The 20,467-nt window shown below is 68.8% G+C and carries 18 protein-coding genes; 8 read left to right on the top strand and 10 right to left on the bottom strand.

All coding sequences use genetic code 11. The annotated features are described in order from the left end of the window. From VKV57_09490 to VKV57_09465, 6 genes are all read left to right on the top strand, one after another. Nucleotides 1-2,526, top strand: a 2,526-nt coding sequence (locus VKV57_09490) for an amino acid adenylation domain-containing protein (protein HLW60136.1), incomplete at its 5' end; no start/stop codon positions are given. After that, entirely contained in the window at nucleotides 2,502-3,281 is a 780-nt protein-coding gene (locus VKV57_09485; protein HLW60135.1) for a 4'-phosphopantetheinyl transferase superfamily protein, read from the top strand. The genes VKV57_09490 and VKV57_09485, both read left to right, overlap by 25 nt. A 204-nt stretch (nucleotides 3,282-3,485) precedes the next feature. Further along, on the top strand, nucleotides 3,486-3,614 hold the full coding sequence (locus VKV57_09480; GenBank protein ID HLW60134.1) for a hypothetical protein: 129 nt from the start codon (nucleotides 3,486-3,488) through the stop codon (nucleotides 3,612-3,614). A 439-nt stretch (nucleotides 3,615-4,053) separates the two neighbouring features. Beyond that, nucleotides 4,054-4,317, top strand: coding sequence for a hypothetical protein (locus VKV57_09475; GenBank protein ID HLW60133.1), 264 nt, complete (start codon nucleotides 4,054-4,056; stop codon nucleotides 4,315-4,317). Nucleotides 4,318-4,706: 389 nt separating this feature from the next. Next, nucleotides 4,707-5,027, top strand: a complete 321-nt coding sequence (locus tag VKV57_09470; GenBank protein HLW60132.1) for a cupin domain-containing protein — start codon at nucleotides 4,707-4,709, stop codon at nucleotides 5,025-5,027. 309 nt (nucleotides 5,028-5,336) lie between these two features. After that, on the top strand, nucleotides 5,337-6,086 hold the full coding sequence (locus VKV57_09465) for an SDR family oxidoreductase (GenBank protein HLW60131.1): 750 nt from the start codon (nucleotides 5,337-5,339) through the stop codon (nucleotides 6,084-6,086). A gap of 371 nt (nucleotides 6,087-6,457) precedes the next feature. On the opposite strand, the gene VKV57_09460 is transcribed toward VKV57_09465, so the two are convergent. Then, nucleotides 6,458-7,084 (bottom strand): aquaporin, encoded by a 627-nt coding sequence (locus VKV57_09460; GenBank protein HLW60130.1) that lies wholly within the window; start codon nucleotides 7,082-7,084, stop codon nucleotides 6,458-6,460. Nucleotides 7,085-7,407: 323 nt separating this feature from the next. Between VKV57_09460 and VKV57_09455 the strand changes: the two genes are divergently transcribed. After that, the gene (locus VKV57_09455; GenBank protein ID HLW60129.1) at nucleotides 7,408-7,665 is read left to right on the top strand and encodes a hypothetical protein; all 258 of its coding nucleotides are present in this window, start codon (nucleotides 7,408-7,410) and stop codon (nucleotides 7,663-7,665) included. Between the two features lie 161 nt (nucleotides 7,666-7,826). Here the strand turns inward: VKV57_09455 and VKV57_09450 are convergent, their stop codons facing one another. The 3 genes from VKV57_09450 to VKV57_09440 all read right to left on the bottom strand — a co-directional run bounded on the left by VKV57_09450 (nucleotide 7,827) and on the right by VKV57_09440 (nucleotide 13,760). Further along, nucleotides 7,827-8,057 carry a hypothetical protein gene (locus tag VKV57_09450; GenBank protein HLW60128.1) on the bottom strand — a complete coding sequence of 77 codons (231 nt, stop codon included), beginning with the start codon at nucleotides 8,055-8,057 and terminating at the stop codon, nucleotides 7,827-7,829. Nucleotides 8,058-9,066: 1,009 nt separating this feature from the next. After that, the gene (locus VKV57_09445) at nucleotides 9,067-11,427 is read right to left on the bottom strand and encodes a xanthine dehydrogenase family protein molybdopterin-binding subunit (GenBank protein HLW60127.1); all 2,361 of its coding nucleotides are present in this window, start codon (nucleotides 11,425-11,427) and stop codon (nucleotides 9,067-9,069) included. Then, complete coding sequence (locus VKV57_09440) at nucleotides 11,424-13,760, bottom strand: xanthine dehydrogenase family protein molybdopterin-binding subunit (GenBank protein ID HLW60126.1); 2,337 nt, start codon at nucleotides 13,758-13,760, stop codon at nucleotides 11,424-11,426. Before VKV57_09440 ends, VKV57_09445 begins: the two co-directional genes overlap by 4 nt. A gap of 184 nt (nucleotides 13,761-13,944) precedes the next feature. Between VKV57_09440 and VKV57_09435 the strand changes: the two genes are divergently transcribed. After that, the gene (locus tag VKV57_09435; GenBank protein ID HLW60125.1) at nucleotides 13,945-14,742 is read left to right on the top strand and encodes an SDR family oxidoreductase; all 798 of its coding nucleotides are present in this window, start codon (nucleotides 13,945-13,947) and stop codon (nucleotides 14,740-14,742) included. A gap of 95 nt (nucleotides 14,743-14,837) precedes the next feature. On the opposite strand, the gene VKV57_09430 is transcribed toward VKV57_09435, so the two are convergent. From VKV57_09430 to VKV57_09405, 6 genes are read right to left on the bottom strand one after another with little or no spacing between them, the layout of a single operon-like run. Then, on the bottom strand, nucleotides 14,838-16,028 hold the full coding sequence (locus tag VKV57_09430) for a CoA transferase (protein HLW60124.1): 1,191 nt from the start codon (nucleotides 16,026-16,028) through the stop codon (nucleotides 14,838-14,840). Beyond that, nucleotides 16,025-16,825: an enoyl-CoA hydratase-related protein gene (locus VKV57_09425; protein HLW60123.1), complete on the bottom strand. Its 801-nt coding sequence runs from the start codon at nucleotides 16,823-16,825 to the stop codon at nucleotides 16,025-16,027. The genes VKV57_09430 and VKV57_09425 overlap by 4 nt, the downstream gene beginning before the upstream one ends. 2 nt (nucleotides 16,826-16,827) lie before the next feature. Beyond that, on the bottom strand, nucleotides 16,828-18,180 hold the full coding sequence (locus VKV57_09420) for an FAD-dependent oxidoreductase (protein HLW60122.1): 1,353 nt from the start codon (nucleotides 18,178-18,180) through the stop codon (nucleotides 16,828-16,830). Then, nucleotides 18,177-18,617 (bottom strand): MaoC/PaaZ C-terminal domain-containing protein, encoded by a 441-nt coding sequence (locus VKV57_09415; GenBank protein HLW60121.1) that lies wholly within the window; start codon nucleotides 18,615-18,617, stop codon nucleotides 18,177-18,179. Before VKV57_09415 ends, VKV57_09420 begins: the two co-directional genes overlap by 4 nt. Next, a complete protein-coding gene (locus VKV57_09410) occupies nucleotides 18,614-19,462 on the bottom strand; it encodes an ABC transporter permease (protein HLW60120.1) in 849 nt (282 codons plus the stop codon). The genes VKV57_09415 and VKV57_09410 overlap by 4 nt, the downstream gene beginning before the upstream one ends. After that, nucleotides 19,459-20,229, bottom strand: a complete 771-nt coding sequence (locus VKV57_09405) for an ABC transporter ATP-binding protein (GenBank protein HLW60119.1) — start codon at nucleotides 20,227-20,229, stop codon at nucleotides 19,459-19,461. Before VKV57_09405 ends, VKV57_09410 begins: the two co-directional genes overlap by 4 nt. Nucleotides 20,230-20,467: the final 238 nt, after the last annotated feature.

Below are 20,467 nucleotides of genomic sequence, written 5' to 3'. Positions count from 1 at the left end.
GTGGTGGTGGGGCTCTGTCTGGAGCGCTCGCTGGAGATGGTGGTGGGGGTGCTGGGCATCCTCAAGGCGGGGGGCGCCTACCTCCCGCTGGACCCGACCTATCCCGCCGAGCGGTTGGCCTTCATGCTCCACGACGCGCGGGCGACGGTGCTGGTGACCCGCCAGGAGTTGGTGCGGGTCCTGCCGGCGTTCGGAGGAGCGGTCATCTCGCTGGATACGCGCCCCGAGACCGCGGAGGACCCGGAGATTCCGCGCGCCGAAACCACCGCGGACCACGTGGCCTATCTGATGTACACGTCGGGATCGACGGGGCGGCCGAAGGCGGTCGCCGTTCCGCATCGCGGAGTGACCCGCCTCGTGATGAACACGAACTATGTGAAGATCTCCGCCTCGGACATCATCGCGCAGGTCTCGAACGTCTCGTTCGATGCCGCGACATTCGAAGTGTGGGGAGCGCTCCTCAACGGGGCGCAGCTCGCGGTGGTTGCGCAGGAGACCGTGCTCTCTCCGACCGCGTTCAGCGCGGAGCTGGAGCGGCGGGGGGTGACGATCCTCTTTCTGACCACCGCGCTGTTCCACCATATGGCGCGCCAGGACCCGGGAGCGTTTCGAAGGCTGCGCGCTGTGCTCTTCGGCGGCGAGTCCGCAGAACCCCGGTGGGTCGCCGAGGTGCTCAAACACGGTCCGCCGGAGCGTCTGCTGAACATGTACGGCCCGACGGAAGCGACCACGTTTGCCTGCTGGTATCCGGTGACGGGGGTGCCGGAGGGGGCGACGGGCGTCCCGATCGGCCGTCCGATCAGCAACACGCGCATCTATCTCCTGGATCGGCACCTCATTCCCGTCCCGATCGGCGTGCCCGGCATGTTGTACGTCGGGGGGCCCGGGGTGGCGAGAGGGTACGTGCGTCGTCCCGAGCTTGACGCCGAGCGGTTTATCCCCGATCCATTCGGCGCTCACCCGGGGCGGCTGTATCGGACGGGGGATGCGGCGCGCTACCTCCCGGATGGCAACATCGAGTTCATCGGGCGGATGGACCAACAGGTCAAGATCCGGGGGCACCGGATCGAGCCGGGGGAGATCGAGGCGGTGCTGAGGCAGCACCCCGCGGTGCGCGAGGTGCTGGTGCTGGCCCGGGAGGACGCGGTTGGTGACAAACGCCTCAGCGCCTACGTGGTTCCCGCGCAGACGTCGGCGACCGGCGACCTCCGCTGCTTCCTCAAGGACCGGCTGCCCGGCTACATGATCCCGGCGCACATCGTGGTGCTGGATGCCTTCCCGCTCACGCCAAACGGCAAAATCGACCGGGCGAAGCTGCCGTTGCCGGAGGATGCGCTCCCGGCGCGGAGCACCGCCTACGCCGCGCCAATGACACCGCTGGAGCACCAATTGGTGCAGATCTGGGAGGAGTGCCTCCAGGTCCGGCCGATCGGGATCCGGGACGACTTCTTCGAGTTGGGTGGGCACTCGCTGCTCGCCGTGCGCCTGATGAGTGCGATCGAGGAGGCGGTGGGTCGGAAGCTCCCGCTTTCCACCTTGTTCGCGGGTGCGACCGTGCAACATCTGGCCCAGGCGCTTCTCCAACACCCCTCCGCGACCCCCTGGGGTCCGGTGACGGCGATACATCCGGACGGGTCCCGGCCGCCCTTTTTCTTCCTGCACGGAGACCTGCACGGAGGCGGGTTCTATTGTCGGAACCTGGCCAGGGCTCTGGGCCCGCAGCAGCCGTTTATGGCACTCCATCCCCACGGCCTCGATGGACGGCCGGTCCCGATCTCGATCGAAGCGATGGCCGCCGACCGCCTCGCCACGGTGCGCTCCATCCAACCCCACGGGCCGTATCGGCTGGGGGGCTACTGCAACGGGGGGCTGGTCGCCTTCGAGATGGCTCGACTGCTTCGGGCGCAGGGAGAGTCGGTGGATCTCCTGGCGTTGCTCGATCCCCCGACCGAGAACGCCTGGGCCGGCGCCGGGCTCTTGCGCGGGCTCGTCGAGCGGCTCGGCGCGGTGAGGGGACTGACCCCGGAGGAGCGCTTCCGGACGTTCGTCCTCGCGCGGCGGCCTTTCGTTGGGGTGGGCAGGTGGGCGGGGTACTATCGAAGGCGCCTGCGCACACTGTCAGGATCGCACCTCGATGATTGGATCGCCGCCCTGCGGCGCGTGGGCGGGCGAACGTGGAAGAAGGTCGCCGGGCGATCATATCGGGGAGGCCGGAGCGTCTCGACGCTCGATGCCTCTCGACCGCAGACGCCGGTGTACGATGATCGGGCCCAATCCACCCACGAGCGCCTCGACGGCGCATACCACCGGGCGATCGCCGGCTACGTTCCACAACGGTACGTTGGCGAGGTCACCCTCCTGTACTCATCCGGCGGCTGGAGCGGGGGCCGCATTCGTCCATGGCGGGCGGTGGCGTGCAAGGTTCGGACCCGGGTGCTCCCCGGGGAGCACCTGACGTGCATCACCCGGTACGTGGCGGTCCTTGGCGAAGAGTTGAGTGCATGTTTGCGGACCGCGCCGAAGTGAGCCCTGCCACCGTCGCGGCTTCCTGGGCCGCGCCGCCGGAGGATCTCCGCCTTGGCGGTCGGGATGTGCATGTGTGGAAGGCGTCGCTGGATGTGGGGCCGCTGCGCGTGGGCAGGTTTGCGGAGATCCTCTCGGAGGACGAGCGGGCCAGAGCGCTCCGGTTCGTTTTCGCTGTGGACCGAGATCGATTCATCATCTGCCGCGGTGTGCTCAGGGCCCTCTTGGGCCGGTATCTCCGTGTCGCGCCCGACTCCCTCCGGTTCACGTACAACGCCTACGGCAAACCCGTGCTCTCAACCGGACGCGGCCGGGAAGCCTATCGGTTCAACGTCTCCCATGCGGGGGGAATGGCTCTCTATGGTGTGACCATCGGGCGGGAGGTCGGCATCGATGTGGAGCGCGTCCGCCCCGACGTCGTCACCGACCAAATCGCCGAGCAATGCTTTTCCCGTCGAGAGCTCGCCGCCTTCCGCGGCCTGAGCCCTGCGGGCCGTGTGGAAGGTTTCTTCCGCGGCTGGACGCGGAAGGAGGCCTATGTCAAGGCGAGGGGTGAGGGGTTCGTCTATCCCCTCGGCGAGTTCGACGTGTCCCTGGGCCCCACCGAGCCAGCGGCGCTGTTGTCGACCCCCCGCGACCCGTTGGAAACCTCTCGGTGGTCTCTGGAAGAAGTGTTGGGTGGTCCCAACTACATTGCCGCAATCGCTGTGGAAGGGCGCGGCTGGCGGCTTCGGCGCTGGCAATGGACGGATTCGTAGGGCCGAAGCACTGGCTCGTTCGACTGCGGGTTGCCCGGCGCACTCGCTGTCGGGGCGAGCGTATCGGCGGTCGCGCGGCAAGGGGGGTCCCTTCGGGTTCCCGGCCCGAGTTCGGTGCGGTCCGTGATATTCTTCACAGGACATTCACCACTTGTTCACGACTCTTTCAAGGCGCTCAGATACCCTCAACGATGACGGCGCGCGGTGGCAGAGGGAGCGACGACGAACGCGGAGCGCGCCAACCCGAAGAAGGAGGGTGTCGAGATGCTGATCGGGCTGCTGCTCCTCGCGGGGTTGTTCATGTGGGCGACTGGGCACATGGTATTGCGCTGAGAGAGGCGCGAGATTTGCACCGATCGAGGGGCCGGGATTCGAACCGGCCCCTCGCGTATTGCCCCCCAAGATTCCCACCGAATGCGGTCGGCCGTCACTCGTTCCATGAGTCCAATCCCCCTCATCGCGTGAACCCCTCTTACCCTCACGCACGCCGGGGATGGAGTGGTCGGGAAAGCGCCGCGGGCTCGGTGAAAGGGACGCCTCGACCTCGCTCGGAGGAGCGCAAAGCCGGCGATCGGCGGCGCTGTCCGCTCGTCTCGGCATCGCAGATCCTATCAACGCGGATGGTGACCCCTCCGCGTACGGTGAGGCAGGGGGGGCAGGCATCCCCGATGGTCCCCGGGCACGCGCCCCGGCAGGCTATTTCGCAGGGCACCTCATTTCCCAAGGATTCTGGTAAACTTTAGGGAGGAACCCTCAAGGGGGATCGTTCGCGATGGAAGACCTGACCCGACGCACCCTGGAATGGAAGGAAAGCCACCCGCTTAAGCAATGGCGGCGCAGGAAGGGGTATGCGCCTCAGCAGGCCGCGCTCGTGCTGGATTTCCCAGAAGCCCGCCTGCTAAACCTGGAGGTCGGCGATCCCCCCACGGACGACGAGATGAAGACCATCACGCAGCGGACCGGAATCACCCAAGCCCAGTGGACGGTCTGGGAGCGCGCTGTCCCCCGCGGCCGGGCCGTCCCGCCGCAGGGCTAGTTCGGGCCCACGTCGATCTTCGGGCTTCTTCCACGTGGGAGAGCGACCGCCAAAACCCCGTCGGCGTGCGGGTGGCCTCCTCGAAGGCGACGATGGGCGAACCGAGGTCCTCGGCATCTCTCCTCACGCAAGGTCCTTGAGCGCCGTTCCCCTGTTGTGGGGATCCAGGAGAACTGGATCCTGCAATGGAAGATCCACTCGCGGCGGCAGATCAAGAACCGGTCACCGCGCCGCGTTCGGTGCCGGCTGACGGACACGGCCCCAGATCCGGACGGCCACCGTCTTGGGGAGGCAGAGGGACGGACATGAGTGCACACGGACCCGAACATAGCGCCAACCCACCGCGGGCCGGCAGCGCATCCGCCGAGGCGCTGTCGGGGAGGAGACGGGTGACCATCGACCAGGCCCGAGCCTCCCCCATCCCCGAGGGGAACCTGGCCGCGGTCGTTCTTGCCCACGGGAGCCTGATCGTCGAATACTACGCCCCGCGCGGCACCGACTCGCAAACCGCTCACACCAGAGATGAGGTCTATATCGTCATCGCGGGGCGCGGATGGTTTGTGAACGGACCGGAGCGTCATCCGTTCGGACCGGCCGATGTGTTGTTTGTGCCCGCCGGTGCGGTCCACCGGTTCGAGGAGTTCACCGACGACTTTGCGGTGTGGGTCGTGTTTTACGGCCCCGAGGGCGGCGAGCGCGCCGCGACTTGACGGGGATCCCTCCGCTTCCGGCCGGCGATCGGACACGGAACACGGGCGCGTTTCTGGAAACGTGCCCATGAGGAGGGGAAATCGACCCCCGCTGGAGCGCCGCCCCCTGCACGAATTGGCGGGCGTCCCCTGGCCGGCATCGAGGCTGGGGTGCGCCGATCGGGCGGCCGCGATTCTCGTGCCGGCAACATGCGGCGGGCGTCCCTCCGCCTCCTAGACGAGCGATGCGCAAGGACGGGGCGGGTCCATACTCCTCGATGGAACGGTTGAGCCCTCCGAAAGCGCCGTACCGCGAAAGGAGATCGGAAAATGGGATCAGGCAAAGTTGCCGTCGTGACCGGCGCGGGAACGGGTGTCGGAAGGGCCGTGACACTGGCCCTGCTGCAGGAGGGCTATTCGGTCGTCCTCGCCGGACGCCGAAAGGAACCGTTGGACGCCACGGCTCGAGGCGTGCCGGCATCGCGGACGCTGGTTGTGCCCACCGACGTCGGCGATCCCGCGTCTGTCAGGAGCCTGTTTGCGAGGACGAAAGAGACCTTCGGCAGGCTTGATCTGCTGTTCAATAACGCGGGGATCGGCGCGCCCCCTGTCCTGCTTGAGGATCTCGCCTACGAGCAATGGAAGGCCGTCGTCGACACCAACCTCTCCGGGGCCTTTCTCTGCACTCAGGAAGCGTTCCGGCTCATGAAGAGTCAACTGCCGCGCGGCGGCCGCATCATCAACAACGGCTCGATTTCCGCGCACAGCCCGCGGCCGAATTCCGCGCCCTATACGGCCACCAAGCACGCGATCACCGGCCTCACCAAGGCGGCGGCGCTCGACGGCCGGAAGTACGACATCGCCTGTGGTCAGATTGACATCGGCAACGCCGCCACGGACATGACGGCACGAATGGAGGCAGGCGTGGCACAGGCCGACGGGTCAATCCGCGTCGAGCCGAGAATGGACCCGGCTGACGTGGCGCGCGCGGTGGTCTACATGGCGAGCCTGCCGTTGGACACAAACGTGCAGTTCCTGACCGTGATGGCGACCAAGATGCCGTTCATCGGTCGAGGGTGAAGGGGCGGCGGCGCTGATCGTCGGGCGATCCGATCGGTGGTCTCCGCCGGATCTCGCGACGCTGATCGGGGGAATCCCGGCGGGACCACAGGGTGGTGGACGGGGTGAGGCATTGGTGGGAGAATGTCGCTGGAGAGATCCTGGCGGGGGGGCGCGGATACCGTGAAACGGGTGCGAAGGGTCAAGCGGCTCAAGCAGTCGGGAAAGTTACGACGCCGAAAGCACTCAAAAGAGCGGCGCACGCGCGCGGCCCAGGCGGCGATCCTCAAGCAGGCGGGATAACGCCGGGGGAGTGAGGTCGTGGCCGGGTCGTCACGCGGGGGGCCGGAGTAGGACTTTGGGGAGCCGGCTCCGCGGGTCATGCCGGTTGGTTACCGATCGTCCGGATTCAAGGATTTGAAGGTCCCGCTCGCGACAATGGCGCCGAGGAAGTTGGCGAGCAGATAGATCCAGAGGTTTGACCACGCCGAGAGTCCCATGACCGAAATCCCCACCGCCACCGCCGGATTGAACACGCCGCCGGAGATGTTGCCGACGGCGAACGCCCCAGCCATGACCGTCATGCCGATGGCGAGGCCGTAGAAGGAGTTGCCGGCGGTGCCTTTGGCGGTGACGACGTTGAGCATCACGTACACCAGGGCGAAGGTGAAGAGAAACTCCGCGGTGAGGGCGGGACCCATCGCGAGGGTCATGGGTTTGACATCGGCGCCGGCTTTGAGGATTCCGACCGCGGCGGCGGCAATGATCGCGCCGATCGCCTGCGAGATCATGTACGGGACCACGTCTTTCGCCGGGCACCGTCCGCGGATCCACGCGCCCAGTGTGACCGCGGGGTTGTAGTGGGCCCCGGAGATATGCCCGCCGGCGAAAATCATGATCATCAGCGCGGAGCCAACCGCCAGGGGCGCGATCACCCCGGGGGCGCTCGCCACCGCGGTGGCGCCGATCGTCAGCACCAGAAAGAACGTTCCGATGAATTCGGTGATGTACTTCCTCATGTACCCCCCCTTATTGAAGGTGGTCTGTGGGTTCTCCCACCGACTGCTCTAATGGTTCTCCGGCGGCCCGGGTTCTCTTCCTTGTCCCGCCGCGGACTGGGGGACGGTCCGGCCGCAGGCGGCGGGCACGTGACACGCCCTGGATCTGGCGCGAGACGGTACGTCGGCATCCCCGCTGCCGCGGGGCTCCCGCGTGCGATCGTTCCGGTTCACCCTGCGGACGTTCCCCCAGCGCCGCGCCGAGGCCCTTCGCCTCCGGGGTGGTCGCGTGCAGGGGATCGGCCTCTCCCTGTCCGAAGGAATAAAGGGGGGAGGGATGGGCTATGGGGGAGGTTTGGGTTCGGGAGGCACTGGCGTTTGGGGGGGCGGTCGTCGGGGCGAGCTGGGGGTACTTTTTCGGAAGGGCCATCGAGCGCCGCGTTTGGATGGTCCAGTTCGAGCCGGGGCTCGAGGCGATGGACCGGGTGATGAAGACCCTAGGCTCGTCGATTGATTTTATTCGGAACGCCTGCGAGGGCATCCCGTCCGCGACGCGCGGCTCCCTCGCAGTGCAGTCCTCGACGTCCCCAGGGGAATCGTAGCCGCGAGAGGGCAGGCGCCCACGCGGGGGGAGCGCCCGGCCGGAGCGATGCCTTTGGGGGGACCTCCGGGTGGTCCGATATCGCCGCCGTTGAGGTTTACCCTATCCGAGCACCGAGAGACGGTATCGATCTCCTGCTCACGGAGCGCGGTCGCGAGGGGATCAGCTGGGCTTAGCGGGCGCCTTGGGGCGCCGCTTCCTGCGGCTCTCGGTTTCGAGCACCGCTTCGGCGATCCAGATCGAGAGGAGCACGTCGAGCGCGTTGATGGTCTTGGGGACCGTCTCCCGCGGAACGATGTCGGTGCGCGGTTTGAGTGATCTCCGCAGCGCCGGTGACGGATTCGGCGAGTACGAGTAGTATTTCATGTGCCCCCCGGTGTGTGTGATCTTCATGCCGACTCCTACCCGGCACCCACGGTTCTGGGATCCGTCTATTAGAGCCGTTGTCCGAGTTTGGTGCGGGCCCTCGTCCCCACTTCGTCCGTTATGTGGGTTTTGCGCCCCGTTCGGATGAACGCAAGCGTGCGGGCGTGCACGGTGATGCTGCGCCCGGGCAGGTGTTCGGGCCATCACTTGAGGACCGCCAATCCTCCATGTGGTCGATGGCAACCGAGGAGTGGCGGCGCCATCATGAGGGTGGGGAAGGGCGGCAGATGCGACGACGCAGTGCCGTTTCGCACCCGAGGCGGGACGACGGCGGTGCTGGACCAATGGAACACAGGCTCTTCAGGATGTTCACCCTCATGATGCTCTTCCTGCTCGCGTTGTTGACCGGCATGCTCCTCCCGCCGGCGTGGCTCGCCGGCCACTAAGGCCTCTTCCAACCGCCCCGGCCGGTGTAACGCGGTCCGAGGTTGGAGGTCCTTGCGCGCCCACCATGTCCCCGGTTGCACAGGACTGCACGATAGTATATGCGACGGGCTTGGAGAATGCCGCGCCCCGTAACGGTGCCGCTGCCTGATCCGGAGGATGCTCATGTCATTGGGACTGCGCGTGCGAGCGGTGCACCCATCGTCACCCGGAATGTCGACGATTACCCACTGGTCACGGGGATTACAGTCTTGACGCCAGAGCAAATGATGGCACGTATCGATGCACACCTTAGACATCCCATGTTCCGCGGTCGGCGTCCACGAGACTAAGTGCCTGTGAACGTTCGTAGCGGTTTTGAAAAATGCGGGCAGCCTTGACCGCGTGCAGAATGAGGGCAGCTTGCGGGCACGGTTCTCCTGCCGGTTGTTGGTGCGTGACACGGGAAGGCCCATTGCTCAAGCGGTTCCGAGCAGTTCGTCCTCTTCCGGCTGCTCCACATACCCCCTCGACCCTGGTGCGGGATCCTGGGGTCAAACATCTCCGCGCAGACCGACGCCTGCCTCACTCCCCGATGTGTCCGGCGCGAAATTCACGGGGTGGTCGGAGGTCGACCAGGCTCTGACGGTGCGGGGCAGAGCCATCCGAGGACACGCGGGGGGGTGATGGGGAGCGCATCGACCGACCGCCCCAGCGCGTCGCTGACCGCGTTCGCGATGCAGGCCGGTGCCCCAATCGTCGCGGACTCTCCCATGCCCTTGAAGCCGCCCGCGGTGAACGGTGACGGCGTTTCCAAGTGAACCATCTTTACGGACGGCGTCTCCACCGCGGCGGGGAGCAAGTAGTCCATGAACGTCGCGGTGAGTGGCTGGCCGGCATCGTCGTAACGCACCTCCTCCAGGAACGCCTCGCCGAGTCCCTGGGCCAGCCCCCCGTGGATCTGCCCCTCGACGAGGAGGGGGTTCACCAAGGGGCCGCAGTCCTCGGCGATGACGTACCGGAGAACTGCGACCCGACCGGTGTGACGGTCCACCTCGACCAACGCCAGGTGCGCCCCGTTGCTGAAGGCTGCGGGGGGTGGATCGTAGGATGCGGTCGCTTCCAAGCCCATCTCAACGCTCGGGAGCAGCCCCGCAGCTGCGGGAGCGTGGGCGGCGCGGGCGACCTCCGCCCACGCCACCGACCGTCCGCGGACGCCGCGGACCGCGAAACGGCCGCGGTCGGCGATCACGTCACGCGGGGCGGCCTCGAGCAGGCGCGCCGCGATGGCGACGGCCTTCGCGTTGACCTCCTCCGCCGCGCGCCGGAGCGCTCCGCCGCCGGCGATGACCGCGCGGCTGCCGAACGTGCCGCTGCCCTCGGGGGTCAGATCGGTATCCACCGGGACCACGGTCACCTGGGCGGGGTCGACTCCCAATTCGGCGGCGACCAGCTGCGCGAAGACCGTTTCGTGGCCCTGTCCCTGCGACGGACACGATGGGTGGGCCCGGACGTGTCCGGCATCGTCCACCACGATCCTGGCGCTGTCGTCCCCGCGCACATCGGTCATCCCGCGGCGGGCGAACGTCGTCGAGCCCATGCCGGTGTACTCGGTGAACGCGCTGACCCCGATCCCGATCAGTCGGCCCTCCGATCGCCCTCGGGCCTGCTCCTCCCGGGCATCGGTGTACCGGAACGCGGCCAGCGCGGCGTCGAGGGTGTCCTCGTACCGGCCGCTGTCGTAGACGAGCCCGGTGGGGGAGGTGTGCGGAAATTCGTCGGCGCGGATGAAGTTGATCCGGCGCACCTCGATCGGATCGGCTCCGATGGCCGCCGCCACCTTGTCTATCAGGCGTTCCATGACGAAGACGCCGATCCCCATCCCCACCCCGCGGTAGGCGCCGACCGGAGGCTTGTTCGATCCGACCGCCATCGCCGTGTACGCGTACGCCGGCACGCGGTACGGCCCCGGGATGATCTGCGCCGTGCCCATCGGTTCCAGAGCCGCGGTGAGCGGGAAGACGGAGTATGCCCCCGCATCGCCCACGATCTCCGCCCTGACCGCGAGGATGCGACCGCCGCGATCCGCGACCGCGGCGGCCTCGATGACCTGTTCGCGGGCCTGGGTCATCGTCAAGAGGTTCTCGCGTCGATCCTCGACCCATTTGACGGGGCAGCCGAGGCGGTGGGCGGCGGCACACACGACGAGGTCCTCCGGGTAGAGGTGCATCTTCGGGCCAAACCCCCCGCCGACCTCGGGGGCGACGACCCGGATCTGGGACTCCCGGAGGTCGAGGAACCGGGCTAATCCCCTCCTAAGGATGTGGGGGACTTGTGTGCACGCCCACACGGTGAGCCGCTCCCGGGCATCCCATGCCGCGACGATCCCGCGTCCCTCGAGCGGCCCTCCGGCGATTCGCTGATGGCGAAACGTGCCGCGCACGAGCACGGGGGCGCCCGCGAACGCCTCGTCCACGGCGCCGTGCACATACGCCGCCCGAAAGTACACATTGCCCGGAACGTCGTCGTGAAGCCGCGGCGCCTCCGGCCGAAGCGCCTCTTCAGCAGAGGTGAGCGGTGGAAGCGGCGCATACGCCACCGCGATCCGATCGACGGCGTCCTCGGCCACATAGCGATCGACCGCGGCCACGGCCGCGACCGCCTCGCCTACGAACCGCACGCGGCTGCCGGCGAGGGCGGGCCAGCGGCCACCGGCGTAGCCCGGCCCATGAAACTCGGCGACGATCGGCCGCACCGGCAGATCGTCGTCCCGGAAGACGGCCGTCACCCCGGGCACCCGACGCGCGGCGGACACATCGACCCCGGTGACCGCCGCGTGTGCGTGCGGCGACCGGACGAACGCCAGCTGCACCATTCCCGGCAGCGCTAAATCGTCGACGTATCGCCCGCGCCCCCGAAGGAGGCGCGGGTCTTCCTTCCGCCGGAGCGGTTGTCCGACCGGTCCGCCGGTCATGCCCGGCGCGCGCCCGATCCCCCCGGGCGGGCCTCCCTGACCAGGGCCACGATGCGGTCGGGCGAGAGGGGGAGCGCCCTCACCTCCGCTCCGAGCGGCCGCAGTGCGTCCGCCACCGCGTTCGCGATCGCCGCCCCCGCCCCGGCGGCGCCCCCTTCGCCGACGCCTTTCACCCCCAGGGGGTTGAGCGGAGTCGGGGTCTCCTCCAGAATTTTGACGGACACCACCTGCGGCATCTCCACCGACGTCGGCAGCAGATAATCCATGAGCGTGGCGGAGAGCATCTGCCCATCGCTGTCGTACACGAGCTCCTCGAGGAGCGCGCCGCCGATCCCCTGGGCGAGCCCGCCGACGAGCTGACCGTCTACGAGCATCGGGTTGATCGCGCGGCCCACGTCGTAGGCGACGGCGTACCTCAGGATGGCGAGCTGGCCGGTGTCGGGGTCGACCTCGACGATCGCCACGTGGGTCCCGTAGGGGTACGTCATGCGCGACACCTGGAAGAACTCCGTGGCCGACAACCCCGGCTCGATGCCGAGCGGTAAGGTCTGGGCGGGGGCGGCGGCGGCGGCGAGTTCTTTGAACGTGAGCCCCCGCCCCGGCGCGCCGCGCACGGTCACACGGCCGTGCTCGAGGACGAGGTCCGTGCGCGCGGCCTCGAGGCGGCGGGCCGCGCAGGCCAGCACCTTCTCGCGGAGCGCGCGGCTGGCCAGGAGGACGGCGCTGCCGCCGACGGCGGCGCCCCGACTGGCAAACGCCCCGAGGCCGTACGGAATGAGGGCGGTGTCCCCGTGGACGACCTCGACCTCGTCCACCGCGACGTGCAGCTCTTCGGCGCAGATTTGCGCGAACGCGGTCTCCACCCCCTGCCCGAGGGAGGCGATCCCGGAGTACACGACCACGTGCCCCGACCCGTCGATCTCCGCGCGCGCGGTTTCCCACGGCCCGACGCCTGATTTCTCTACGATGCAGGCCACCCCGATGCCGAGGTAGCGGCCCCGAGCGCGGGCCTCCGCCTGGGAAGCACGCCAGCGGGGATAGTCCGCCGCGTCCAGCGCCGCATCAAGGGCCGAAGCGTACTCGCCGGTGTCGAAGATCGTGCGCGTGTCGAGGGTCGCCGTGCCGACGTCGTACGGCATCTCCGCCGGCCCGATGAAGTTGCGCCGGCGGACCTCCACCGAGTCGATCCCGGCGGCTTCGGCGAGCAGGTCCATCATCCGCTCGCGCACGAAGGTCCCCTCGTACCGGCCGGGTGCGCGATACGTCCCCGTGGGCGTTTTGTTGGTGAGGACGCAGGCGACCTCACAGCGGTAGTGGGGAATTCGATAGGGGCCCGGGAGCATGGCGCCGGTCAGCTCCGGGACCGTGACGCCGTGGGTGCGCAGGTAGGCACCCATGTCCACGCGCACGCGATCGACCAGGGCGATCAGGCGCCCGTCCCGAGTTGCGCCCACCTCGATGTCGTGGACCTGCTGCCGGGAATGGTTCGCGGCCAGCAAATGCTCCCTTCGGTCCTCGATCCACTTCACCGGACGTCCGAGCCGCATCGCCGCCCAGGGGATGAGGAAGTCCTCCGGGTAGAACTCCCCGCGGACGCCGAAGCCGCCGCCCACGTCCGGCTCCACGCAGCGAATCCGGTGCGCCGGCACGCCCAGCAGGTCGCTGAGGACCTGGCGGTTGAACTGCGGGACCTTCGTCGGTCCCCACACCGTGAGCAGCCCGGTTCCGGGTTCGTAGGCGGCCACCAGACCCCGGGTTTCCATCGGCATCCCCGTGTGCCGCTGCACGTGGAAGCGGTGCCGGAGGCGGATCTCCGCCCCCGCCAGGGCGCGTTCGGGGTCTCCGCGCTCCATGGTCAAGAGGTCGGCGAGGTTGTCCGCGGCCCCCGCATGCAGGACGGCGGCAGCCCCGCTGAGGGCCCGCCCGACATCGCCCATCACCGGGAGCGGATCGTAGCGAACCGCGACCATCTCGGCCGCTTCCTCGGCCGAATACCGATCGGCGGTCACGACCAGGGCGACGGGCTCGCCGACGTACCGGACGCGATCGCCGGCGAGGGGGGGTTGAAGGAATCCCTCGAGGCCGGGCCGCGGCCCCAGACGGATCGGGATTGGGGGGACCGGTCCGAGGTCCGCGGCCGTGGCCACCAGCGCCACCCCGGGCCGTGCCCGCGCCGCGGCGGGATCGATTGACGTGAGTCGTGCGTGGGCGTGCGGGCTCCGCACCAGCATGGCGTGTAGCATCCCAGCGAGGGCGATGTCCCCGACGTAACGGGCTCGTCCGGTGAGGAACCGGGGGTCTTCCTTTCGCTTGACCGATGCCCCGATAATCAATGGTCCCTACCAGTCACCGATTCGCTCCCCGCCCCGGTCACGACTCTGTTTTGCGACCCGGCGCGAATTCCTGCTGCCGGTCCGCGGGGCGCCCCGCGCTGCGGAGAGGGGGGGCCCGCCGCGTGCACGAAGTTGGGACGAAAGCGCCCGCGGGATCCGCGCCCGGCGGTCGCACGGAGGAGCTATGGACTTAGGATTGGAGGGAAAGGTCGCCCTCGTCACGGGAGGCAGCAAAGGGATCGGCAGGGCGGTGGCGGCCGGGCTGGCCCGCGAGCGAGCCCGGGTGGCCGTGGTCGCGCGGCGGGCGGAGTTGTTGGAACGGGCGGCCCGGGAGATCGGCGACCAGACCGGCGGAGAGATCGCGGCGTTCCCCGGCGATATGATCAACCCGGAGGATGTCACGCGGGTCGTGGCGGCCGTGGTGGCACGTTTTGGCCGAATCGACGTCCTCGTCAACAACGCCGGCGCCGCGCCCGGCGGGCTGATGCTGAACCTGACCGAGGACGATTGGCAGCTCGCGCTGCAGGGGAAGTTTCTGGGCTACGTCCGGTGCATGCGCGCCGTCATTCCACACATGCTGCGGGCGGGCGGCGGGCGCATCGTCAATGTCGTCGGCAACGATGGGGTCAAGCCGACCTACTTGGAGCTGACCCCCAGCGCCGCCAACGCCGCCGATCTGGCGGTCACCCAGGCGCTGGCGGAGCAGTACGGCAAGCACCGCATCCTCATCAACGCCGTCAACCCGGGACCGGTGAGCACCGATCGCTGGGAGGGGTTGGTGCGCGGATACGCCCGCGACAAGGGGATCAGCGTGGAGGAGGCGGCGCGCCGGGCCGCACAGAGCATTCCGCTCGGTCGGTTCGCCACCCCCGAGGAAGTGGCAGACGTTGTCGTGTTCGTGGCCTCGGAGCGGGCCAGCTTCATGAACGGAGCGCTGATCACGCTGGACGGCGGTCAGCGCAAGGCGATCATGGACACGTAAAAACTCGAAGGGGCGGCGGCGTTGGTCCGCCGCCGCCCCTCGGTACGCGCTCCCAGCGGGCGTCGGCAGCGCTAGGGACGCGCACGGGAACAGTGCTACACTACCCGGTTGGCTCTCAGTCGGTCAATCTCCTCCCCGGTGTAGTGGGCCTCGGCGAGCACCTCGTCGGTATGCTCGCCCAGCGCCGGGGGCGACCGCCGGATGCGCCCGGGGGTCGCCGACAGCTTGATCGGGATCCCAATCGTCCGGAAGCGCCCCAGGGCCGGGTGCGGGACGTCGACGATCATGTCGTTGTGCTGTACCTGCGGATCGACCACGGCCTCGTCGAGCCCGTGCACCGGCGCACAGAGGAGGTCCTGGGCCTCGAGCCGCGCCAGCGCCTCCGCCTCGGTCAGCTCGGCAAACCGCTGCCTGAAGATCGCCTGCAGATCTGCGCGGTGGGCCATCTGCGCGGCCTCGGTCGCATAGCGGGGATCCTTCCCCAGCGGTCCGAGATCGAGCGCCCGGCAGATGTCTCCCAACGGATCCTTCTTGAAGGCGCCGATCAACACGACCCACCGGTCGTCCTTGGTGCGGAAGGTCCCGTTGAGCGGGAGCCCGATCCAGTTGACGACCTGTCCGGCGTTGAGGAGCGCGGTGGCCTCCTGCTGCTGCATGTACAGCATGCCGTCCAGGAGCGACGACGTGACCAGTTGGCCTCGCCCGGTCCGCTGGCGGGCCAGCAGGGCGAGCAGGATGCCCTGCACCAGCAGCATCCCGGCGGCGCAGTCGCAGACGGCGGTGCTGAACGGCTCGGGCGGGGCGTCGGGCTCCGCGCGGCGGAGCAGCGCTCCGCCGAGGGCCTGCGCCAGGACGTCCTGGCCGCCCTTTGCCTGATAGGGCCCGGTGAGGCCGTAGCCGCTTCCGACCGCGTAGATGAGTTTGGGATGCCGCTCGCGCACGTCCTCGTACCCCAACCCCAGCCGCTCCATCGTCCCGGGCCGGAAGTTGTGGACCAGCACGTCGGCGTCACGGAGGAGGCGTTCCACCACCTCACGCCCGGCGGGCTGGCGGAGGTCGATCGTCACGGCCCGCTTGTTGCGGTTGCTCGCCAGGAACACGTAGCTCACCCCGTCGGGCTGCACGAGGGTGGAGCGCATGTAGTCCCCGGCCCCCGGCCGCTCGATCTTGACCACATCGGCCCCGAAGTCGCCGAGCATCTGGGTCGCGATCGGGCCCAGGGTGATCTGGGTGAAGTCCAGCACGCGGACCCCCGCCAGCGGCAGGGGGGCGCCGTCGGCCGTCATCGCCGTTTCCACTTCGGCGGCCGCTTCTCGCGGAATGCCCGCACCCCCTCGACGCCGTCGTCCGAGGCGACCGCATCGAGGAGCTCGCGGGGAAACCATCGTGACGCGGCCCAGCGGGGGAGGTCTTGGGCGCCGAGCGCGATGCGCTTCGTCGCCTCGACGGCGAGCGGCGCGCAGGCGAGGACGTCGGCGGCCCATCGTTCCGCGGCCGGCATGAGGTCCGCCGCCGCGACGACCTCGTTGACAAGGCCGGCCGCCAGCGCGGCGTGGGCCCCGATCCGGCGGCCCGTGAGGAGCAGGCCCATCGCCACCTTCAGCGGCACATGGCGCGCCAGCAGCGCGATCCCGCCGTCGAGCGCCATCCGGCCGACCCGGGGCTCGGGGAACCCGAATTCGGCATGCTCGGCAGCAACGATCAGATCGCAGCCGAGCGCCAGTTCGAAGCCGCCGCCGAGGGCGAGGCCGTTCACCGCAGCGATCACCGGCTTGAGTAGGTCGCGCCGCAGCGACAGTCCGCCCGCGCCCAGCCGCGGTCCGTGCGCCAGATATTCGAGGCCGCTCGCCTCCGCGGCGTCCTTCATGTCGGCGCCGGCGCAGAACGCGCGGGCGCCGGTTCCGCTGACCACCGCGACCCGGAGTTCGGGATCGTCTCGCACCTGATCCCAGGCCCGAGACAGGGCGTCGTGGGCCGCCCGGTTGAGGGCGTTCAACACCTCCGGCCGGTCGATCGTCACGCGGGCGACCGCGCCGTCCGCCTGAAAGCGAATGCCCGCCTCCGTCCACACGCGCTCCGGCATCGTCAGCCGCCTTCTCCGCCCGAGATCTTCGCCGCTCCGCTCGGCGAGGGGGACCCCAGATCGGCGCCCTGGGCGCGCAGGCGGTGCTGGAGAGCGTGGACATCGAGGGCCCGCGGTTCCACCCCGGCCTCGATCGCCATCGCCGCGGCGGTGCCGGCCGCCTCTCCCATCACCATGCAGGGCGGGATCTCCCGGCTCAGCTTCTGCGCCTCGGGCGTGGCGGAGAAGCAGCGCCCGGCGGCCAGCAGGCCGTCGATGCGCTTGGGGAGGATCGATCGGTACGGCATGAAATAGTCGCGGCCCCGGCCGATGACGTCGGGGAACTGTCGCCGCTGCACGACGTCATCCTTGGTCAGCACGTACTCGCCCTCCAGGAGCCGGGTCTGCCGCACGCCGGCCTGGGGTGCCGCATCGAGGATGTAGGCGCGCTCGAACCCCGGCATGTGGGTTCTCAGCCAGGAGATGGCGGCGACGAACCGGCGCCGCGTCTCCCCCTCGAGCTGGGTGAGGTCCTCGACCGACAACCCGTTGAGGCCGTGGAGGTGGGGGCAGTTACACCAGACGACACCTTCGCGGGGGGTGCGCAGCCACCAAAAGTCCCACGATCCCCCGATCAGCCGCTTCACGGCGGTGTTGAGAGCGTGGGCCTCCTCGGGGTGGTCCCGTTCGAACCGGACGACACGGTCCACGTCCACGTCCGCCAGCCGATGCACGAGCGTCAGCATGTAGTTGCTCTGGACGAACGGCGCGCCGGCGCTCGCGAACACGTCGCCGTCGCCGGTGGCATCCACAAACACCCGGCCGGAGATCGCCTGCCGCCCGGCCTTCGTTTCCATGATGACCGCGCCGACCCGGGCGTCCTCCACCACCGCCCGCGAGAACCACGAGTGCATGCGCAGCCGCACCCCCGCCTCGGTCGCCATGGCGAGCGAGATCTGCTTCCACGCTTCGGGGTCGAAGGAGGCCCCATAGGTCGTGGGGTGGGGGGTCGTCCGGGCGTAGAAGTCCTCGAAGCCCCAGCGCGCCCACCGCCACCAGAGCTCGACGTCTTGTTTGAAGCATTGGTCGAGCGGAGGGACGACCGCGCCGCCGACCGCGACCATCCGGTCGATAATCTCCTGGGCGATCCCGGCGACGGTCCGGCCTCTCGCATCGCACATGTCGTCGAGGAGCACGACCATCCCCCCCGACGCCATCCCTCCCAGGTATCCGTACCGCTCGAGGAGGAGGACCTCCGCCCCGTTGCGCGCCGCGGCCACGGCGGCGGCGAGCCCGGCGGGGCCCCCGCCCACGACCACCACGTCGGAGTGCGCGACGACCGGAATCTCAGCGGCGGGCTCGCGAACCGTCTTCACGGGGTGCGGTCCTCGGGGAAGAGCTTGAGCAGGTGCACCCCCACCGCGACCACCTCACCGCGCTGGTTGGTGCAGGTGGCCTGCGAGCGGACCAGGGCCCGTTCCTCATCCACGGCGGCGACTTCGTACCGGACCCGGATCGTATCCCCCAGGAACACCGGATGCGGAAACCGGATGCGGTCGTACCCGTAGGAGGCCCCGGGGAGGTCGAGGGTCTCGACCCACCGGACCGAAGCGGCGCTCATCAACCCGACGAGGTAGGCGCCCTGCACCAGGCGGGCGCCGTACCGGGTGGTGCGCATGTATTCTTCGTCCGTGTGGTTGCGGCCGTCATCGCCGGTGATCCCGGCGAACAGGTAGACGTCGGACTCGGCGACGGTGCGCGTGATTTCCACCGCCGTCCCGATCTTCACCTGCGCCAGCCGGGCGGTCGTCATTCCGCGCCCACCCCGGGAGGTTGGCGCCAGGAGAGGACGTAGCGCTCCGCCACGGAGATCACCCCGAAGAACACCAGCGCCAGCGTCGAGGCGACCGCCATCGTGGCGTAGAGGAGCGGGGTGCGGTAGTCGTAGGTCGCGGCGACGATCAGGTACCCGAGGCCCGAGTTCGACCCGATCCATTCGCCGACGATCGCCCCGAGCAGGCTCGCCGTGCTGGCGATCCGCAGCGCCGAAAAGAGATAGGGGAGCGAGGTGGGCCAGCGCAGGTACCGGAAGACCTCCCAGCGACTGGCGGACAACACGTGCATCAGCTCGAGCGCCTGCGGATCGACCGCGGTCAGCCCGTCGGCCATGTTCACCAGCGTGGGGAAGAAGGTGATCAGCGCGGCGATCGCGATCTTGGGGGCGTACCCGTTGCCCAGCAGCAGGACGAGGATCGGGCTGATCGCGACGATGGGGAGCGTCCGCAGGGTGACCGCCAGCGGGTAGACGCTCTGCCGGAACATCCGATTGTGCACGAACCCGACGGCGGCGAAGATCGCGATCAGGTTTCCCAAGACGAACCCCCCCACCGTCTCGATCAGGGTGGGCCAGGTGTTGACGAGCAGGGTGTGGGAGTCGGTGTGGAGCGCTCCCAGAACCATCAGCGGAGAGGGGGCAAGGTAGGCCGGCACGCGAAATCCCACGATGATCGCCTGCCACGCCACCAGCACCACGACAAACGCGGAGGCGGAGACGAGGTAGTTGCGCCACAGCGGACGTCCCCGCCGAGGGCTCCGGGTGATTCCTCCCGCCGGCCCCTCGGCTTTGATCGCTGCGGTGGACGGCCCGGCGTGCGTCATGCGTGTTCCAGCGCCTCGCGCAGCGTCGCGGCGAACTCCGTGAACCTCGGCGTGTCCCGCATCTTCGGATGGCGCGGGGACGGGAGGTCGATCTCGATCAGACGGCGGATGCGGGCCGGCCGGGGGGAGAACACGGCCACCCGCGTGGACAGATAGACCGCCTCCGGGATGCTGTGGGTGACGAACACCACCGTCCGCTTGGTCTCGGTCCAAATTCGCAGAAGCTCTTCGTTCAACCGATCACGGGTGATCGCGTCCAGCGCACCGAACGGTTCATCCATCAGGAGCACAGGCGAGTCGTTCACGAGCGCCCTGGCGATGGCCACCCGCTGCTGCATCCCGCCCGAGAGCTGGGTGGGGCGGGATCGCTCAAATCCTTCCAGCCCGACCAGCCTCAATAGCCCCGCGGGGTCCGGTCCCCCCGGGTGTCGCGCGCCCCACCGGCCGATGCGCAGCGGGAGGGCGATATTCTCCTCGACCGAGAGCCACGGGAGGAGCACCGGTTGCTGAAATACCATCCCGAGCGCACGATCCCGGCGCGCCTGGTTCGGGGAGCGGCCGAGGATCGTGATTGCGCCGTGGGTGGGGGCCAAGATGTCCGCAAGCAATCGCAGCAGGGTCGATTTCCCGCACCCGGAGGGGCCGAGGAGGGTGAGGAACTCCCCCTCGGCGACGGTCAGGGAGATCTCCTGGAGCACGTGGAGCGAGGTGTCCCCATGATCGAACGTCATGCTGAGGCCGTCACACACGATGGCGGGAGAACCCACCGACGCACCTCGTCGGGTGATGTGAAACGCGCGCTGAAGGTTCTGTGTGGTGCGGGGGAATACCTTCGGCTCGGGCTCGATCCCAGGCGACCTAATTTAGTTCGCCATGAAAAATGCAGCTCGAACAACGGATCTGGTACAGATCCGGTAGCGGGCTGAAGGGATGAGCGGGTCCTTTCGCCCGAAACTACCGCGTCGCACCGATCGTCACCATTCGATCCAGATTGTAGGTCAGAAT

The sequence above is a fragment of the bacterium genome (assembly GCA_035307765.1).
In the GTDB taxonomy this organism is placed as follows: Bacteria; Sysuimicrobiota; Sysuimicrobiia; order Sysuimicrobiales; family Segetimicrobiaceae; genus Segetimicrobium.
This window is presented reverse-complemented; position numbering and strand designations above follow the sequence as displayed.

What these genes read in the sequence shown, in the direction of transcription:
- VKV57_09435 (HLW60125.1), top strand. Translation starts at nt 13,945, where the DNA reads ATGGACTTAGGATTGGAGGGAAAGGTCGCCCTCGTCACGGGAGGCAGC.
- VKV57_09430 (HLW60124.1), bottom strand. Translation starts at nt 16,028, where the DNA reads ATGACGGCCGACGGCGCCCCCCTGCCGCTGGCGGGGGTCCGCGTGCTG.
- VKV57_09450 (HLW60128.1), bottom strand. Translation starts at nt 8,057, where the DNA reads ATGAAGATCACACACACCGGGGGGCACATGAAATACTACTCGTACTCG.
- VKV57_09475 (HLW60133.1), top strand. Translation starts at nt 4,054, where the DNA reads ATGGAAGACCTGACCCGACGCACCCTGGAATGGAAGGAAAGCCACCCG.
- VKV57_09465 (HLW60131.1), top strand. Translation starts at nt 5,337, where the DNA reads ATGGGATCAGGCAAAGTTGCCGTCGTGACCGGCGCGGGAACGGGTGTC.
- VKV57_09460 (HLW60130.1), bottom strand. Translation starts at nt 7,084, where the DNA reads ATGAGGAAGTACATCACCGAATTCATCGGAACGTTCTTTCTGGTGCTG.
- VKV57_09425 (HLW60123.1), bottom strand. Translation starts at nt 16,825, where the DNA reads ATGCCGGAGCGCGTGTGGACGGAGGCGGGCATTCGCTTTCAGGCGGAC.
- VKV57_09485 (HLW60135.1), top strand. Translation starts at nt 2,502, where the DNA reads ATGTTTGCGGACCGCGCCGAAGTGAGCCCTGCCACCGTCGCGGCTTCC.
- VKV57_09445 (HLW60127.1), bottom strand. Translation starts at nt 11,427, where the DNA reads ATGACCGGCGGACCGGTCGGACAACCGCTCCGGCGGAAGGAAGACCCG.
- VKV57_09410 (HLW60120.1), bottom strand. Translation starts at nt 19,462, where the DNA reads ATGACGCACGCCGGGCCGTCCACCGCAGCGATCAAAGCCGAGGGGCCG.
- VKV57_09415 (HLW60121.1), bottom strand. Translation starts at nt 18,617, where the DNA reads ATGACGACCGCCCGGCTGGCGCAGGTGAAGATCGGGACGGCGGTGGAA.
- VKV57_09455 (HLW60129.1), top strand. Translation starts at nt 7,408, where the DNA reads ATGGGGGAGGTTTGGGTTCGGGAGGCACTGGCGTTTGGGGGGGCGGTC.